Genomic DNA, 17,098 nt, shown 5'->3' with positions numbered 1-17,098 from the left:
TTTTTTGCAAGTTGAGGAATTTTTAGGATTCAATCGATTAAAATGAATTTTTTTTGCATTAAAGTTGATTTAGCATGAATATTAAGTATGTATTAATTGCGGTTGTTTTATTTTCTATTGGCTCTTGTAAACCGGACCAAAAAGTAGAATCAAAGAAACCCATGGTTACAAATTTGCCTGATAATGAGGGGCTTAAGCTCTCTTCTAATACCATGGTTAAATTTGCGCCTATTGATAAAGATTTTATTGAATTGTCCAATCAACAAAAGCCATATCTTCTGATCACTGACAGTTTATGGCATTTTTACTTCGCTCTTTCTATTTCAGAAGAGACTCCTAAAAAAAATATCTATGAGGGGCATTGGCTAGATCTTAAAGACAATGGAACCTATGAAAAAGGAATTTTTGGGGATAAGACTGATGAAGGGAGGTATTTGTATGTTCCTCAGAATGGGACGATTGAGTTAAGGTCAGTAAAAGACAGTTCCAGTGAATGGAAAGTAAAAGTTGACCCGGATGCCATGCTTTTTGTTGGTACTGAAAAGTATGGGAATAACCCCTGGCAAATTAAATTTTTGCGAAAAAGCAAATTACCTGTCCCTTCCAATTAATCGTACTTTTTTCTCAATGTATGTTCTGCTGGTCTAACCATTTTCGGTAGATTCTCGCATTTTCAAAATGTTGTTCAGCTGTTTTGGCAAATGAATGTCTACCTTCATAACCCGGCAAAGCACAGAAGAATATATATTCATGCTTATCTGCGTTTAGAACTGCTTCAATGCTGTTAATGGAAGGCATGTAGATAGGACCTGGAGGTAACCCGACCACTTTATAAGTATTATATGGAGAGTCCACATTTAAAATGTCATAATTTACTCTCTGCACCCCATCCAAACCTGATGCAAACACAGCAGTTGGGTCAGCTTGCAGCTTCATTCCTCTTTTCAATCTATTTAGATAAACTCCGGCAATCATGTTTCTCTCTGGGAGATATTGGGACTCTTTTTCTACGATGGATGCAAGTGTATATGCTTGCACTTGACTTAGTCCAACATCGCGCAATGCCATTAATCTACTTTCTGACTCCCAGAATTTGTCGTGATGCGCTTTTAATTTTAAAAACAGTGCTTTTGTCTGGATCGTCCAAAATACTTCATAGCTATTGGGTAAAATCATGCTGAGTATATTTTCCAAATTGTAACCCAAACTGTCCAGGAATAAAGTATCGCTCAAGGTATTTAGTATGTCAGTAGAGTCAATCATAAGATAAGGATCAAGTTTTCCTGCCAATTGATAAATATCTCTTACATTATTAATGACAAGCATAACTGGATCCTGCGCACCTGAAAGAAGCTTTTTAAAGATATCAAAATTTGACATCCCTTTGTTGATTTTATATCGTCCTGCTTTCCACTTTTTGGCAGAGAATGAGAAAATATAACTGGTGAGTTGGAAACTCTTGTTATTTTTTAGAACTTTATGATCGACTAAGTTTTGTTCAATTTCAGACCAACTGAAAACCGGTTTGATTTCTAAAAAATAGGATTGGTGGACCTTGGATACATTGGGTGCAAATAAACAATAAAAAACGACCGCACCAGCCCCTAAAACAAAGAGGCTAATGAAAATATTCTTTTTTCGCATTAATACTGTTCTTTCAAGTTAGGAAAATCACCGGATTTGATATCCTTTGAATATTGTTCAACGGCCGATTTGATTTCTCCGTGCAGATCAAGATATCTTCTCAAAAATCTAGGGTTGAATCCCTTGTTTAATCCAAGCATATCGTGCAATACCAATACTTGTCCATCCACTCCAGCACCAGCACCGATACCAATAGTAGGTATTTGTATGGATTGAGTCACTTCAATGGCCAATGAGGCTGGTATTTTTTCCAAGACCAAACTAAAACAACCCGCCTTCTCCAAAATTCTGGCATCGGCCTTTAATTTTATGGCTTCCATATCTTCTTTGGCACGGACTGTATAGGTGCCAAATTTGTAAATTGATTGCGGAGTTAGGCCTAAGTGACCCATTACCGGAATTCCAGCGGTTAATATTCTTTTAATGGATTCGACGACCTCAGCACCCCCTTCGAGTTTTACGGCATGGGCTCCACTTTCTTTCATAATACGGATACTGGATTCCAGTGCCCTTTTTGAATTTCCCTGATAGCTTCCAAAAGGCAAATCAACGACCACAAGTGCCCTTTGTACACCTCTGACAACTGATTGAGCGTGATAAATCATTTGGTCCAAAGTAATGGGAAGTGTGGTCTCATGCCCTGCCATCACATTGGATGCGGAATCCCCAACCAGCAAAACATCTATATTGGCTTCATCAAGGATTTTTGCCATAGAAAAATCATAGGCAGTCAGCATAGCGATCTTTTCACCTGCTGATTTCATTTCTTGTAAAGTCCTGGTGGTTATTCTCTTAATTTCTTTGTGTACAGACATATCACAAAATTAGCGATTCTGTCGGACCCGATCACTAATTTTCACTTTGATGCGTTATAGTCAATAGTTTTGATAAATTTTAAATAATTACTTTTGCGCCATGTTTCGAGCAATTTTTTCATGTTTTGTGTTTTTAATCATACTTTTTGTGTCCTGCGACGAAGATTTTCAGGTAACAGAAGAATGGATTGACCTGCCTGTGGTGTATGGATTTATAGATAGAACGGATTCGGCACATTATATCAGGGTCGAGAAATTGTTTGTTGACGAAAATAAGTCAGCAGTTGAAATAGCTCAAATAGCTGATTCTCTATATTATGCGAATGCAATTGTCTCACTTTACAGTCCTAGATTAAAAACCGAGTTTATGCTGAGTAAAGTAGACGGGAACTTGGAGGGGTTTCAAAGAAAACCAGGTCCTTTTGCCACCGCACCAAACTTTCTCTACAAAATTAAAGCCTCCGAAATTCCGCTGATGGGAGGAGATAGTTTGGAATTCAGATTGCAACGAGGAGATAATAAACCATTGGTTACTAGTAAAATAGTTTTAGTAAGAGATATTGTTTTGACCTCTCCATCCCGGGATACACGGGAAATAACATTTAAGCCTGAGGTGGGACAGACCTTTGCCTGGACGCTGCTGACAGGGGCTCATCTTTATTCATTTGAGGTGAAGGTCAATATTCTTGAGACCAATAGAGTTACGGGCCAATCTAAAATTGTCACCATTCCCTGGGTGTTTATGAGAAAAAGTTTAAAAAACAGTGTTTTGGTACCTGGAATAGATTTTTACAGGTTGCTAAAAGACAATTTAATCGTGGACCAGTCTATTCATCGTGAGATTTCTTCTCTTCAATTTATTGTGAAGGCAGGAGGTGTAGAAATTTATGATTTTGATTCAGTGATAAATGCCAATACCGGTTTGACAGCATCGCAGGAAATTCCTCGATATACAAATATGTCTGAAGGGTTTGGATTATTTTCCAGTGTTTTCACTCACATCAAGAGCTTTGGAGTCACCCCCGAGACCAAAGTTTTGCTAAGAAACACTCCCGAGACCCAATTATTAAATTTCTAGATTCTAAGCTTCCTGTTCTTTCTGTCAATTTTGGCAGGATTTCTATGGCTATTTGTTCATTTTGGCAGGATCAAACCTGACAAATTTTCTTAAATCTGTCTTGGCACAAGGATTGATGCAGCATGATATATTAAATTTTAAAAAAATGGGTAAAATTATTGGGATAGATTTAGGAACTACAAATTCCTGTGTTTCTGTGATGGAAGGCAATGAGCCTGTTGTGATTGCCAACGATGAAGGAAGGAGAACAACTCCTTCTATTGTAGCTTTTTTGGACAATGGTGAGAGAAAGGTTGGTGATCCTGCCAAAAGACAGGCTATTACAAATCCTAGACGCACAGTAGCTTCCATAAAGCGATTTATGGGGCAGAGATTCAACGAGTCGAATAAAGAGGTAGGAAGAGTATCTTATAAGGTGGTGAATGGAGAAAACAATACCTGCCGAGTTGATATCGATGGCAGATTGTATTCACCCCAGGAAATTTCAGCCATGATTCTTCAAAAAATGAAGAAAGTAGCCGAGGATTATCTTGGACAAGAAGTAACTGAAGCAGTAGTTACGGTTCCTGCTTATTTTAATGATTCTCAAAGACAAGCTACCAAAGAGGCTGGCGAAATTGCCGGTTTAAATATCAAAAGAATTATCAATGAGCCAACCGCGGCCGCTCTGGCTTATGGCCTTGACAAAAAGAATAAGGATATGACCATTGCCGTGTACGATTTAGGTGGTGGAACATTTGATATTTCAATTCTCGAATTAGGCGATGGGGTGTTTGAAGTAAAATCGACCAATGGAGATACACATCTTGGAGGTGATGATTTTGATCATGTAATCATTGATTGGCTGGCTGATAGTTTTAAAAGCCAGGAAAATATTGATTTGAGAAAAGATCCAATGGCCCTGCAAAGACTTAAGGAAGCAGCCGAAAAAGCCAAAATTGAATTGTCATCAAGTACTGAAACAGAAATTAATCTCCCGTATATTACAGCTACTGATGGTGTGCCAAAACACCTGGTTCTGAAGTTGACAAGGGCAAAATTTGAGCAACTGGCTGATGAACTGGTTAGAAGAACCTTAAAGCCTTGTGAGGATGCTTTAAAAGATGCCGGACTAAGCAAAGCTGATATTGATGAGATTATCATGGTAGGTGGATCCACCAGGATTCCAAGAATTCAACAAGTTGTTGAAGAATTTTTTGGAAAAAAACCAAACCGCGGAGTCAATCCCGATGAAGTGGTGGCCATAGGTGCTGCCATCCAAGGGGGTGTTTTGACCGGAGAAGTAAAAGACGTATTGTTACTGGATGTTACCCCACTCTCAATGGGTATTGAAACGATGGGAGGAGTCTATGATATAGTCATAGAAGCCAATTCGACCATCCCTACTAAAAAATCCAAAGTTTACTCTACAGCAGCTGATAACCAGCCAAGTGTAGAGATTCATATTCTTCAAGGAGAGCGCCCAATGGCTAAAGACAACAGAACAGTAGGGCGATTCATCTTGGATGGTATTCCGCCGGCCCAAAGAGGAATTCCACAAATTGAGGTTTCTTTTGACATGGATGCCAACGGAATTCTCAGTGTGTCTGCACTAGATAAAGGGACAGGAAAAAGCCAAAACGTAAGAATTGAAGCATCTACTGGTTTGTCAAAAGAAGAGGTGGAAAGAATGAAAAATGAAGCTGCCGCGAACGCTGACGCTGATAAAAAAGCGAGAGAAAGGGTTGATAAGCTGAATGAGGCCGATTCTATGATTTTCCAAACTGAAAAGCAAATGAAAGAGTATGGTGATAAAATTCCATCTGATAAAAAGTCAACCATTGAGACCGCATTGTCAGAATTAAAATCCGCTCATCAGGCTCAGGATTTGGATGCGATTACAGCCAAATTGGAAGCTTTGAATACAGCTTGGATGGCTGCTTCTCAAGATTTGTACAATGCATCCCAACAGGCTGAAAACCAATCCGCTTCAGGGAATGCCAATGGAAATCACAATTCAAATGGATCTGGCACCGAACCAGTAACAGATGTAGAATTTGAAGAAGTCAATAAAAATTAAAGTAAAAGTTTGTTACAAAATAACTGAATTCAGCAAAGCCATAATAGTGATCTGACTATTATGGCTTTGCTTTATCCATCAAAGATCCAAGAGAATGTGAATTTATAGTCTAAGATCTTTATATTTATTACTTTTGCAGCGTTTTATTTTTAGGCACTATCCAATTTAAAAAGTTTTATTGGGGCCGGTTCTAATAAAAGGGGGTTTAGCTCAGCTGGCTAGAGCGCTTGCATGGCATGCAAGAGGTCGTCGGTTCGACTCCGATAACCTCCACTTTTTTTTTAACAATGAATGGTTAAAAGTTGGTTCAAGCTCGTATAATTATTTTGCTTTTACTTATGCTAATCACCTGGAGCATTGCTTTTGTATTTTACAAAGGAAGTTCTGGTACATGTAGCATACCAGAACATTGTCCAGATTTAGAACAAACTGAGTCTACGAGTAATGATATTGCCAGAATTTGTTTCGCCAATTGCAATTTAGATGGTAAGGTTGATTTTGAAGTGTTTAAGAAAGCAATTGATGGAGTAGACCTATTTAGACCCGCAAAAAAAATTATTGCAATTTGCGATTTTACTAAACCATCAACTGCAGAGCGTCTTTTCATTGTTGATTTACAAAAGATGAAATTATTGGCAAAATCATTGGTTGCTCATGGACGAAACTCCGGGGAATTAATGGCGACATCTTTTTCAAACCAAATGAATTCATACAAAAGTAGTTTGGGATTTTTTCAAATAGGACAAAAAATCAAGAGCCCCAAACATGGAGATGCATTGCTTTTAGAAGGCCTTGAAAAAGGATTGAATGATCAAGCCAGAAAGAGAGAGATCATAATTCATTCTGCAGATTATGTCAGTGATCATTTTGTCAAGAAAAATGGACGTTTGGGGAGAAGTCATGGATGTCCTGCTGTACCTGCCAAAGTATTGCAAAATATTATTCCCCTTTTGAAAGATGGCGCTTTGCTTTATATTCATGGCAATTCATCTGCAAATTCCAGATCCTGATTACTTGTATTTTTCTTAGTTTTTAATAAAATGGAATGAGCCGCGGCACACCATTTATTCGTATAATTTTCCTTCTTGCTGCCATCCAGATGAATTTATTTATCCATCAGGGTTGCAAGAATTCTAAGGACAATTATGCGATTCCTTCAGATAGCACTGTTTATAGTAAGATCAGATTTACCCATTTTCATTTGGACAGTTTTGAGATTGCAAAATTTTTAAATACCCAATGTGTCAGCAATTCAATCGTGGATGATTTGTTTTCCTTTTACATTCGAAGAGATTTTCAATTGGCCTGGTATACTGAAGATGGGATCTCAGAATCAGCTTTGAGTTTTATTCATTTGGTCAAAGAGTACAAAACTATTTTTAATGATTCAACACTCTCATTGTTTAACACGGATCTAATCATTGAGCAATTTATCATTGATTCTAATAGCTTTACGAAAAACCCTGAATTGATTTTTCAGATGGAAATAGGATTGACTGCCGCGTATTTCTCCTATGCGTTTAAGTATTATAAAGGAATGGAAAAAGATCCAAAGGATCTGGAATGGTATATTCCAAGAAAGAAAAAGGATCTTGGTTTGTTTTTGGATGCAATGGTTGAAGGAAGGGCAGATCTAGCGAAATATGAACCCATCAATTATTATTATCGGGAACTTAAAAATAATCTGATAAAGCTATATGCGAAAGCTGGAAAAATCGACAGTTTAAGAATTCTCATGCAACATGACAAAAATATTAACTTGGAAGAAACCCAAGATCTCAATTTACATTGGTTCGCTTTTTTAAAATTGCTTGGTGATATTGAATGTCCCGATTATTCATTTTCATTTGAGTTGCTTAAGACAGGCTTGGAAAAATTCCAATTTCGGCATGGTTTGGTAAGAACGGGAATAATCGATTCATTCACTTTGAACGCTGCTATAAAGAATACCAATTATTATTTAGAAAAAATCATCATTAATCTGGAACGCTTGAGGTGGTTACCTGATACGATTCCCAATGAATTTTTGTTGGTAAATATACCTGATTTCAATTTATTTGTTTATCATGATGCAAGATTGCAATGGAGTTGTCCTGTTGTTGTAGGTAAGACAATTCATCAAACCAATATTTTTGCAGGTGATCTTGCATATATTGTTTTTAGTCCGTATTGGGTAGTACCACAAAGTATCGCTATAAAAGAAATTCTCCCCAAGCTCAAGAGAAATAGTAAATACCTTGAGCAAAATAACATGGAATTGCTTTCCGGCAATAAAATTATTTCTTCAAAGGGTATCGATTGGTCAAAATTTAAATCGACCATACCTTATACCATTAGGCAAAGACCCGGACGACAAAATGCACTCGGAAAAGTGAAATTTCTATTCCCAAATTCCTATAGTATTTACTTGCACGATACTCCTGCAAAAACCTATTTTTCTCAAAATAGGAGAGATTTTAGCCATGGATGCATCAGGGTTTCAGAACCCATGAAATTAGCCAACTATTTGTTGAGGAAAAATCCAAAATACACCTCAAAATTGCTTGCCGATCTTTCCAATCAAGAGAAGGAGACATGGGTTAATCTACCTGTGCCCGTAAAAGTCTTTATTTGTTATTTTACGGCATGGGTTGATTCATACGGAAACTTGCATTTTAGAGACGATATATATCTACACGATCAAAAACTCATGAAAGAACTATTTCATAAATAAATGACATTCAATTAGATGATCTAAAATTTGGATTTAAAAATGAAGGTAGAATCCAATTTGTTGGAGACCGAAAAAGACTTTAAACAAATCTATCTATAAAAATGTTAAGCTTGTATTTATAACCAAAAAATTAAAGAATTATGAGTCTTCAAAACAAGTACAAAGCAGTGTTAGATTTGGGTTTGGCCTTTGGAATTCAAGAAGGAAGTGTAGAAGAAGTCAATGGTGTACTCAAAATCGGAGGGGTTGCAAAGACCCAATATGAAAAAGATCAGCTTTGGGATAAAATTAAAGAGATTGGTGGAGAAAATCCATCTGATTTAATGGCCGATATTAAAGTGAGCAACACCTCTTACTATACAAAGCATACTGTCGCAAAGGGAGAGAGTCTTAGCTTAATTGCAAAGAAGTATTACAAAGATGCGAACAAATACAAGAAAATATTTGAGGCTAATACAGATATTCTAAAGAATCCTGATCTGATTCATCCTGGACAAGAATTAATTATTCCCAATTAAAATAAGACTACATAAATTAGCAACATTGGCCCGTTTCTATTGGATTGGGCCTTTTTTATTTTAAGATTTTGGATGTAAACTTGAAATTTAACGTATGGGTAAAACTAAATTTCAGCTACTTTCGTTAAATGATGTATATTGAGAGCTAAAGCTATGAAATTCAGTGTATTAATTCTATTTTCTTTGGTTGTGTTTTATGAGGCCTTTGCACAAGAATCCATCCAAACAATCACTGTTGAAAATTATACAAAATTTGACCAGGATGAAGCCGTTCGCGCTATTTGTATTGACAGAAACAATTACAAGTGGCTAGGCACCGATAGAGGCCTGTATAGGGTGATCGGTTTGGATTTGGAGCCAGAAAAGTTTTCTAACGATAGTATTTTGGCAATCACTGAAGATAAAAAAGGAGTTATTTGGTACGCCAATCGAAATCAACAGATCAAAAGTCTTGACCCTTATCATCAAATTGACATTCAAGTGAAAGGGGTTCAGGTGACTTGTTTAAGTTATTATAAAGGTGATATTTGGGTAGGTTCGAGTAACGGTTTGTTTAGAGTTTCTGATGATCAGATAAAAATTTTAAACCACTACACTTCAAATAATTCCAAACTCAAATCCAATCAAATTAACTCATTGTTCCCTGACTCGGAAGGAAGGCTATGGGTAGGAACAAATGAGGGTGTTGTAATTATCAAAGATAAATCTTGGAGTCATTTTGAAAAAGAGAATAAAATCAACGGAGCAGTTTCTACAAGTGAAGGAATATGGTTATTGGCTGAAAAAAAAATGTGGCTCATTTACAAGGAGGAGGGTCGTGACCGTTGGCAGGATGCCGCCGTAAAAAGGGGCTTAAGCCAAGGTCCGGTTAGGTCAATTGTTTCAGATAGCAAAGGAAATATTTACATCGCGTCTGAGATATTGGTTCAGTTTAATCCATACACAGATCAAAGTACTCCCATTGACAAAGACTATGGATTTATTTCTTCTCAAACACTATCCTTGTCTTGTGACAGAAATGATGACCTCTGGGTAGGTACAGCAGATCGAGGTATGTTTAGAGTGGATGTATCTCTTGAAGGTGTTTCTCAATTGACAGCAGTGGCGTATGCCAGAGGGGAGTTGAAATGTCCAGGAGAAAAATCCTCTACCATCACTGTAATTGCAAAGGGAGGGAAAACTCCCTATAGTTTTCAATGGAATATTCCAGGACTAAATGGAAATAAAATAGATAGTGTTGGTGCAGGTGAGTATACTGTAACCATAACTGATGCAGAAGGGGAAAGTTACATTACTTCAGTTTCTGTCAGACAGCCTAAGGAAATAAAATCAACTGTGGTTTCAAAAACCAGAGTGAGCGAACTCAATACAAAGGATGGCAAGGCTGTTATACAGGTTGAGGGAGGCACACCACCCTATCGAATTATTTGGGACAATGGACGGACAGGAACAAATGGGACCAATCTTTCTGCCGGAAAACATGTGGTAAAAATATATGATCAAAACCAATGTTATCAATCTACGGAAGTTTATATCGAATCACCGAAGGCTATTCCAGACCTTGATCGAACGAAATTGGCTGTTGGACAGACTTTGAGAATTAACCAACTTTATTTTACAGCGGATTCTGCCATCGTTTCTGAAGAGTCATTTCCTGTACTGGATGAAATTTATCAGTTCTTATTGAAAAATAAAGATGTAAGTATAGAAATTGGAGGACACACCAATGGAATTCCTCCACATGAATATTGCGATCGACTGTCTGCCGCTCGTGCAAAAAATGTGGCTGATTATTTATACAACAATGGGATACCTTTCGAACAAATTTCACATCGAGGATATGGAAAGAGAGAACCTATCGCTTCCAACGACACTGTCGCCGGTCGTCTTCGAAATCAACGCGTTGAAATTAAAATTATAGCCATTGCAAATTAAGTGTCCAAGTTTTGGCTTATCAAGAAAGTTGCAAAATGAATTAAAACTTTCAGAAGTGTTCTAATATGATCAAAGTAAGCGCCCACAAGCTCAATCATCTCGTTTGTCCCATCTGCAATAGTTTGGAGGTTGACAATATTTTAGAAACGATGGACTTTAATTTCAGCTTAGAATCTTTTACCATAGCAGAGTGCAATCAATGCAATTTAAAATTTACGCGCAATCCTCCTCATGAAATGGATGCAGGGTTTTATTATAAAAGCGATCAATACATTTCTCATACTGATTCTAGAAAAGGTTTGTTCAATTATTTATACCATTTTGTGAGATCCATTATGCTTGGGAGAAAGAGACGGCTATTGGAAAGATGGACTAAAGGAAGAAAAGCACTTGATATCGGTTCTGGCACAGGGTATTTTATGAATGAACTTCTTCAAAACAATTGGGAAGTATCAGGAATTGAAATAAGTGATCAGGCAAGAGCATATTGTAAAGAAAAATTTGGGTTAGAAGTACAATCACCAGAGTATTTAGACAATTTTCCTTCTGCGGAAAAGTTCAATGCAATCACCATGTGGCATGTGCTAGAACATGTATATGATTTGCCAATTATTTTAGATAAAATAGGAAACTTGTTATTTGATGATGGCATATTGGTGGTGGCCGTTCCTAATTCACAGTCTTATGATGCAAAACATTATCAGAGATTTTGGGCAGGATGGGATGTTCCAAGACATTTATGGCATTTCAATATTGGATCTCTCGAGCGCTTATTACTTACACACAATTTGAAAATTATTCAAATTAAGTCGATGCCGATGGACGGTTATTATGTAAGTATGTTAAGTGAAAAAAATTTAAAGAGTGGATTCTATTTTATAAAAGGCATTATTGTTGGATTCATTGGGCAAGTTTTAAGTTTGTTCGACAACCGAAAAAGCAGTTCATTAATTTATGTAATTTCAAAAGTTTAACTCAATGTCAGAGACCGCAGAACGAGTGTCAGGGGAAAATCTAATGGATAATTATGTGTTTCAAAGATGCATGTTTGCTTACCATGTAGCAAAGGAATATTTATCGGGGGCCGTATTGGAAATAGGCACTGGCTCTGGATTGGGAGTTGAATGGATGGCCAGTCATTGTGAACAATTAACAACGATTGATAAATTTGATTGTGGGATTGATTTTTCAAAATATCCGAATGTCAATTTTAAACAAATGACCATTCCACCATTGGATGCTTTTGAAGATAATCAATTTGATTTTGTAGTAAGCTTTCAGGTCATTGAACATATTGAAAATGATGGACTTTTTTTGAAGGAAATTGTCCGGGTTCTAAAACCTGGTGGAAAAGCGCTGATTACTACTCCCAATATATCGCAAAGTCTGACAAGGAATCCGTGGCATGTAAGAGAATATACTCCAGAAGGGTTATACCATCTGATGATAGGTCAAGGTTTTTGTAAAGTTGAAACAAAAGGTACCTATGGTTCGAAATTAGTCAATGAGTACATTGAAGAAAATAAAAAACAAATTCGGAAAATCACACGCTTTGATCTTTTCAATCTTCAATACAAACTTCCTAGATTTATGCTTAAAATTCCTTATGATCTATTGAATCGCATGAATCGAAAAAAATTGGCAAAGGCAAATTCAGAATTGACTAAGAGAATTGGAATCAACGACTTTAAACTGCTTAGTTGCGATGATAAGTGTTTGGATTTATTTTTTATTGGTACTAAATAAAATTTAGTTTATTTCAGAATTCTAACATATCTGAGTTCCCCAACTGGACCAAGTGGAGAATTGTTATAAAAGGCATTGACCATTGAATTGAATCTTATGAAGTAAATATTGGATCGTCCAATATAACCATGAAGGCCAACCCCGCCGTAAATCATTTGGTTCCACCCAGTTCCTATGATTACTCCAGCATTAATGTGCTTGTTGTATTTATAATAAGTTTCTACGTCCACGCTTCCTACGAAGAAAGATTCAGGATATACTCTACAATTGATGTTTGAATAAATTTTTTTATTCTTCCAATGATAATGTGCGAAAATATTAATGCTATATGGAAGAATGGTTTGATGTTGACTTAGATTTTTTCTTGAAATGAATTTGTCGCGCAAATTTTCGGAACTTCCAATGTCAAAATAAAGTGAATCAAAAAAGCCTGCTACCTCCACGCCTTCGAAAATGTAATGAGTATCAAGGGATGTTCTGGAAATTGTATTATCCCAGTATATTTTTCCAAAGTCATTGATTTCAAGGGAGACAAAGTTTCCGTTGGCATATTTTAAACTTAGACCAAGATCCAGCGCAACTCCAATTCCATTAAACAAATTACTTTTGTTTAATCCGTTGGTTAAGTGAGTCGATTGATAATTTAAATTTAAATCAATACTTTCTCCTAATCCGGAAGTTGTAACTCGACTATTTACAATTTCATTCGTTGCCAGATTTTGACCGGAGACTAAACCAAGATTGTACTTAACTTCAAAGATGCCTTTCCTGTATGCTGATCCTAATTTGAGAACATGGTAAGTGTAATTGGTCGATGTGGCTGATATTCCCAAAGTAGTGTTTAGAAATGGTTTGTTACCTAAAAAATATAGGCCAAACAAATTCTTATCAAATGTGATGTCATTATAATACATGGAAGCGAATTCAAGCCTTAATGAGTTAAAATACTTAAAATTTGAGTTGTATAGGTTAAAGCGCAAATAAGCCGGTACAATGTAGCACAGTTGATTATTATTTTCCAATTTGCGATACTGATTGTTGATTAGGTCTTTGTCTAATTTGCTTCCTATGAAAAAATTTTTGCCAAATTGATTGGTCAAAGTTTTTGATCCGGTCATTCCACCTAAATACAATTGTATATTGGAGCGATCATCTAAATCTAAAACTGCTTCTGAATTAAAAAGCGTTGAACTCTGGGCGAAGACAAATTGGAAACTGAACAGGATAAAAACGGAGAATGAAGCTATTTTCATTTATTCAAATAATTAAACTCACCAGTAACTTTAAGATCCATAAAATAACTATCGTATATTTTTACCAATGTGTCTATTGGTTTTGTGCTAAAATTGGTCTTTACTTTGATTTTAGAATTTTTTGAAAGTCTTTTAATTAGGTCACTATCCAATGGTATGGAAATTAAAGATTCTTCTGGTTGAATCACTTTGCCGGAAGAATCTGATTTAGCAGATTGTATTCTTTGGCCAGAGTCAATGAGAGAAATTCCCTCTGATCCATCATCGTTTAGGAGGTGCATGACAATCTGGCACTCAAATGGAAACCAATTTGTAAATAGAAAATGTAATTTGCCAGAAATGATTTCATCAAAATTCTGATTGTATAAATCAAGGTCCATTGTTTTGACCAGGGTTAAGCCTTCAGCATTGATCGACAATGGAATGGCAACTTCCAAATCTAGATTCAAAAGTTTGCCATCGTAAATAAAATCATTAAAATCACTGATGTTTCCATTTGGATTTGTTATTATGTCAACAGAGTACTCCAATTGGTCGGGCAATAGATTAATGAGTTCTGTAATATTGGAATTTTCATTGGATATATTTATCGAATATCTACCCGGAGACACTGGCAGCATTCCACCTTGATCTGATGCTCTTGGGATGTTATGTGACATATAAACGGAATCTCCATCTAGTGTAGCGATCAATCCTGTATTTGTATTGCTAGATACCAATTGGTGCAGTGTGATCGAAGCATCTGCCCCAATGTTGTTTTCAATCGATAATTCCAGATGAGCATTGTCAAAATTAATTTTTCCCGAAAGTTCTTTAAAAACATCAATGTTTGTAGTTTGCTTCTCAATGCGGAAAGTGTCAGTGGTCAAATAACCTCTGGCATAAGATGGTCGAATTCCAACAAAGCCAAGTTCGAGTATAAATATGTCTGATTTTGAAAAAGTCTTCATTATTCCCGAAGAGTCAATTCTAACCAGATAAGTATTGTAAGCAGCGTTAAATGTATCTTTGGAAACTCCGCTCATATCCAAAGTATAACCAGTAAAATCGTAGTCCCGCAGAAATTCAGAAAACTGTCCAGGTTCAGCAGGTGGAAGTGTTGTATGAATTTCAAAAGATTTTCCATCCTTGATTGCTGCAGGCAAGGTATAAGTAAATCGCACACTATCTGGAATGGAACTCTTCATTCTAAACCGAATGGCACCACTTTTAATCAATGCTTCTTTTAATAATACATGCAATCCCCTGATATTAAAATCTTGTTGGGTATTGACTAAATTTTGCGCAGGCCAAATTGCGGTTGCAGAATTCGGACGAAGATTAAACACCCTTATCTCTGTAACAATTGCATTCGCAGTATCAATTAGGACAGGCATGCCATTACTTCCAGGTGATGCAAAGCTTATAATCTGGGCATTGATTTTACCTTCAACCGTTTTCCCAGCCAATGAAAAAGATTGACTCACCTTTTCCTTGGATTTAATGAGTGGAAAAGTTCCTGAGACAATGATTGCATTGTGGGACTTATTTTTCAATTCAAATTGGACATCCGTAATATCGATCGGCAATTCATTTTTGAAGCTAATTTCCATGGTGCCTTCATCCAATGTCATTGAGGTAAATATGGTGTCAGCACTAATTTCAAAAGCAGGTGTATTGAAAGATGGTATGGGACCTACAGGAACCATGTTTCCCTGATTACTTATAATCAACAATCCAAGAATTCCGGCTTGTCTGCATATTTCACCCAAAGTAATTGGAAAAATGGTGCTTGCGTCATATAGTGAAAGCGAGTCTATGGTAAAACTTCTTGTCCTTACAGTGTCTGGTAAGACAAACAGGGAATCCACATTTAAATTGAAAAGTGAGGATTTAAAAACAAATTGATGTAAGCCGGAAGAGTCAGAACTTAGGATATCTGAAGGAAGTAAATCTGAAAGTTTTAACTGGGTTTTAACCAATGGAACGGCCCACTCACTTTCCCACTCGGCATTTTTTTTGCGGCAAGCAGTATGAAAAACTGAAAAACTGATTAAAAAAATATAAATTGTACACCAAAATTTGGAACGGTGGAGGTTCAAGCGTGTTTTAAACATTTTTATTCTAATTGCCTTATAAGGCCAAAATTAACAGATTTTATCCATTTAGGGGTATTGTTTGGGGGTTTCTGCTTGTGATTTGTTTGAAAAATAGTTTAAATTGCCCTACTTTCGCGATCCTTATTCGAAATGCATTCTACAAATAAAAACAAAGCAGGAGTGATTGGCGCAGGCAGTTTTGGCACAACTGTCTCAACTTTATTGGCGCACAATTCAGATGTGTTGGTTTATACTCGAAGACAGGAAGTTGTAAATAAAATAAACAATGAAGGAGCCCATTTCGGTATAAAACTATCTCCTAGAATTAAGGCAACATCTGATCTTGAGGAGATTACAAGCCAATGTAATTTGATTTTTCCAATCGTTCCGTCCGAAAAATTTAGAGAGACGATGCAGAGTTTGGGACCCCATTTAAACCCGGGCCATATTTTGATACATGGGACAAAAGGGCTGGATCTTTCTAAAATTAACATCAAGGATTTAGCCAAAATCAATATTTCAAGAAAAGATATACACACGATGAGTGAGGTGATTCGACAAGAATCCTGTGTATCCAGGGTCGGTTGCTTGGCAGGGCCCAATTTATACAAAGAAATACTTCAGGGTCAACCTACTGCATGTGTTATAGCCAGTGAATTCGATGAAGTAATCAAAGTGGGATCTGAATATCTGTCCAGTAAATACTTTTTTGTATTTGGATCTTATGACTTAGTGGGTGCAGAAATGGCAGGTGCTTTGAAAAACATTATTGCGCTTGCCGCCGGGATGCTCTTTGGGAAAGGACTGGGAAAAAACATTCAAGCTATGTTGATTACCAGGGGATTGCGCGAAATGATTGAATTGGGAAGAGCGATGGGTGCTACCCACAGGTCATTTTTGGGGACTGCGGGGATTGGTGATTTGATTGCTACCGCTACCAGTGAGAATAGCAGGAATTTTCAATTTGGGTTCCGATTTAGTAAAGGTGAAACAATGGAACAAATAATCTCGTCCATGGATGAGACGATAGAAGGACTAAGGACCACGAGAATTGCTCATCAGTTGGCCAAGAATTATCAGATTCGGGTACCGATCATCCAGATGATTTACAGTGTATTGTTTGAAGGTATTGAATTGGAAAAGGCAATCCAGTTTTTGATGAGGTATCCCTATTTGCCGGATGTTGACTTCATTTAATGATATTTAGTCTTCAAATTTAGAGATTCTGTAGATTAATTTACCCCAATTTTACAAAATAC

At 36.7% G+C, this 17,098-nt stretch carries 14 protein-coding genes and 1 tRNA gene; 11 read left to right on the top strand and 4 right to left on the bottom strand.

From position 1 onward, the window contains the following. Positions 1–74: 74 nt before the first annotated feature. Positions 75–611 (top strand): hypothetical protein, encoded by a 537-nt coding sequence (locus IPM48_12610; protein MBK9272426.1) that lies wholly within the window; start codon positions 75–77, stop codon positions 609–611. A gap of 13 nt (positions 612–624) precedes the next feature. On the opposite strand, the gene mltG is transcribed toward IPM48_12610, so the two are convergent. Together mltG and panB are read right to left on the bottom strand one after the other, a co-directional pair. Further along, positions 625–1,644 carry an endolytic transglycosylase MltG gene (gene mltG / locus IPM48_12605; GenBank protein MBK9272425.1) on the bottom strand — a complete coding sequence of 340 codons (1,020 nt, stop codon included), beginning with the start codon at positions 1,642–1,644 and terminating at the stop codon, positions 625–627. Then, on the bottom strand, positions 1,644–2,459 hold the full coding sequence (gene panB, locus IPM48_12600) for a 3-methyl-2-oxobutanoate hydroxymethyltransferase (GenBank protein MBK9272424.1): 816 nt from the start codon (positions 2,457–2,459) through the stop codon (positions 1,644–1,646). Before panB ends, mltG begins: the two co-directional genes overlap by 1 nt. Before the next feature lie 100 nt (positions 2,460–2,559). On the opposite strand from panB, the gene IPM48_12595 reads away from it, so the two are divergent. The 9 genes from IPM48_12595 to IPM48_12555 all read left to right on the top strand — a co-directional run bounded on the left by IPM48_12595 (position 2,560) and on the right by IPM48_12555 (position 12,508). After that, positions 2,560–3,537: a hypothetical protein gene (locus IPM48_12595; protein MBK9272423.1), complete on the top strand. Its 978-nt coding sequence runs from the start codon at positions 2,560–2,562 to the stop codon at positions 3,535–3,537. A gap of 145 nt (positions 3,538–3,682) precedes the next feature. Further along, positions 3,683–5,596: a molecular chaperone DnaK gene (gene dnaK, locus IPM48_12590; protein ID MBK9272422.1), complete on the top strand. Its 1,914-nt coding sequence runs from the start codon at positions 3,683–3,685 to the stop codon at positions 5,594–5,596. 199 nt (positions 5,597–5,795) lie between these two features. Continuing rightward, positions 5,796–5,869: transfer RNA gene (locus tag IPM48_12585), tRNA-Ala, on the top strand. Positions 5,870–5,934: 65 nt separating this feature from the next. Further along, the gene (locus tag IPM48_12580) at positions 5,935–6,606 is read left to right on the top strand and encodes a murein L,D-transpeptidase catalytic domain family protein (GenBank protein ID MBK9272421.1); all 672 of its coding nucleotides are present in this window, start codon (positions 5,935–5,937) and stop codon (positions 6,604–6,606) included. A gap of 35 nt (positions 6,607–6,641) precedes the next feature. Continuing rightward, entirely contained in the window at positions 6,642–8,309 is a 1,668-nt protein-coding gene (locus IPM48_12575) for a L,D-transpeptidase family protein (protein ID MBK9272420.1), read from the top strand. Between the two features lie 140 nt (positions 8,310–8,449). Then, a complete protein-coding gene (locus IPM48_12570) occupies positions 8,450–8,827 on the top strand; it encodes a LysM peptidoglycan-binding domain-containing protein (protein ID MBK9272419.1) in 378 nt (125 codons plus the stop codon). Between the two features lie 153 nt (positions 8,828–8,980). Beyond that, on the top strand, positions 8,981–10,762 hold the full coding sequence (locus tag IPM48_12565) for an OmpA family protein (GenBank protein MBK9272418.1): 1,782 nt from the start codon (positions 8,981–8,983) through the stop codon (positions 10,760–10,762). Between the two features lie 236 nt (positions 10,763–10,998). Then, entirely contained in the window at positions 10,999–11,736 is a 738-nt protein-coding gene (locus tag IPM48_12560) for a class I SAM-dependent methyltransferase (GenBank protein ID MBK9272417.1), read from the top strand. 4 nt (positions 11,737–11,740) lie between these two features. After that, the gene (locus IPM48_12555) at positions 11,741–12,508 is read left to right on the top strand and encodes a class I SAM-dependent methyltransferase (GenBank protein ID MBK9272416.1); all 768 of its coding nucleotides are present in this window, start codon (positions 11,741–11,743) and stop codon (positions 12,506–12,508) included. A gap of 8 nt (positions 12,509–12,516) precedes the next feature. Here IPM48_12555 and IPM48_12550 read toward each other — a convergent pair whose 3' ends face one another. After that, positions 12,517–13,761, bottom strand: a complete 1,245-nt coding sequence (locus tag IPM48_12550) for a hypothetical protein (GenBank protein MBK9272415.1) — start codon at positions 13,759–13,761, stop codon at positions 12,517–12,519. Beyond that, positions 13,758–15,857 (bottom strand): hypothetical protein, encoded by a 2,100-nt coding sequence (locus tag IPM48_12545; protein MBK9272414.1) that lies wholly within the window; start codon positions 15,855–15,857, stop codon positions 13,758–13,760. Before IPM48_12545 ends, IPM48_12550 begins: the two co-directional genes overlap by 4 nt. A gap of 132 nt (positions 15,858–15,989) precedes the next feature. Between IPM48_12545 and IPM48_12540 the strand changes: the two genes are divergently transcribed. Continuing rightward, positions 15,990–17,036: an NAD(P)-dependent glycerol-3-phosphate dehydrogenase gene (locus IPM48_12540; protein MBK9272413.1), complete on the top strand. Its 1,047-nt coding sequence runs from the start codon at positions 15,990–15,992 to the stop codon at positions 17,034–17,036. The last annotated feature ends 62 nt before the right edge of the window (positions 17,037–17,098 follow it).

The organism is Saprospiraceae bacterium (assembly GCA_016715965.1).
In the GTDB taxonomy this organism is placed as follows: domain Bacteria; phylum Bacteroidota; class Bacteroidia; order Chitinophagales; family Saprospiraceae; genus Vicinibacter.
Note: the sequence above shows the minus strand (reverse complement) of the source record. Positions and strands in the feature narration are given on the sequence as shown.

Bases quoted from the DNA above. Each gene is read 5' to 3' on its own strand.
- IPM48_12545 (MBK9272414.1), bottom strand. From the start codon at position 15,857: ATGTTTAAAACACGCTTGAACCTCCACCGTTCCAAATTTTGGTGTACA.
- IPM48_12555 (MBK9272416.1), top strand. From the start codon at position 11,741: ATGTCAGAGACCGCAGAACGAGTGTCAGGGGAAAATCTAATGGATAAT.
- IPM48_12610 (MBK9272426.1), top strand. From the start codon at position 75: ATGAATATTAAGTATGTATTAATTGCGGTTGTTTTATTTTCTATTGGC.
- IPM48_12560 (MBK9272417.1), top strand. From the start codon at position 10,999: ATGGATGCAGGGTTTTATTATAAAAGCGATCAATACATTTCTCATACT.
- IPM48_12595 (MBK9272423.1), top strand. From the start codon at position 2,560: ATGTTTCGAGCAATTTTTTCATGTTTTGTGTTTTTAATCATACTTTTT.
- IPM48_12580 (MBK9272421.1), top strand. From the start codon at position 5,935: ATGCTAATCACCTGGAGCATTGCTTTTGTATTTTACAAAGGAAGTTCT.
- IPM48_12570 (MBK9272419.1), top strand. From the start codon at position 8,450: ATGAGTCTTCAAAACAAGTACAAAGCAGTGTTAGATTTGGGTTTGGCC.
- panB (MBK9272424.1), bottom strand. From the start codon at position 2,459: ATGTCTGTACACAAAGAAATTAAGAGAATAACCACCAGGACTTTACAA.
- IPM48_12575 (MBK9272420.1), top strand. From the start codon at position 6,642: ATGAGCCGCGGCACACCATTTATTCGTATAATTTTCCTTCTTGCTGCC.
- dnaK (MBK9272422.1), top strand. From the start codon at position 3,683: ATGGGTAAAATTATTGGGATAGATTTAGGAACTACAAATTCCTGTGTT.
- IPM48_12550 (MBK9272415.1), bottom strand. From the start codon at position 13,761: ATGAAAATAGCTTCATTCTCCGTTTTTATCCTGTTCAGTTTCCAATTT.
- IPM48_12540 (MBK9272413.1), top strand. From the start codon at position 15,990: ATGCATTCTACAAATAAAAACAAAGCAGGAGTGATTGGCGCAGGCAGT.
- IPM48_12565 (MBK9272418.1), top strand. From the start codon at position 8,981: ATGAAATTCAGTGTATTAATTCTATTTTCTTTGGTTGTGTTTTATGAG.
- mltG (MBK9272425.1), bottom strand. From the start codon at position 1,644: ATGCGAAAAAAGAATATTTTCATTAGCCTCTTTGTTTTAGGGGCTGGT.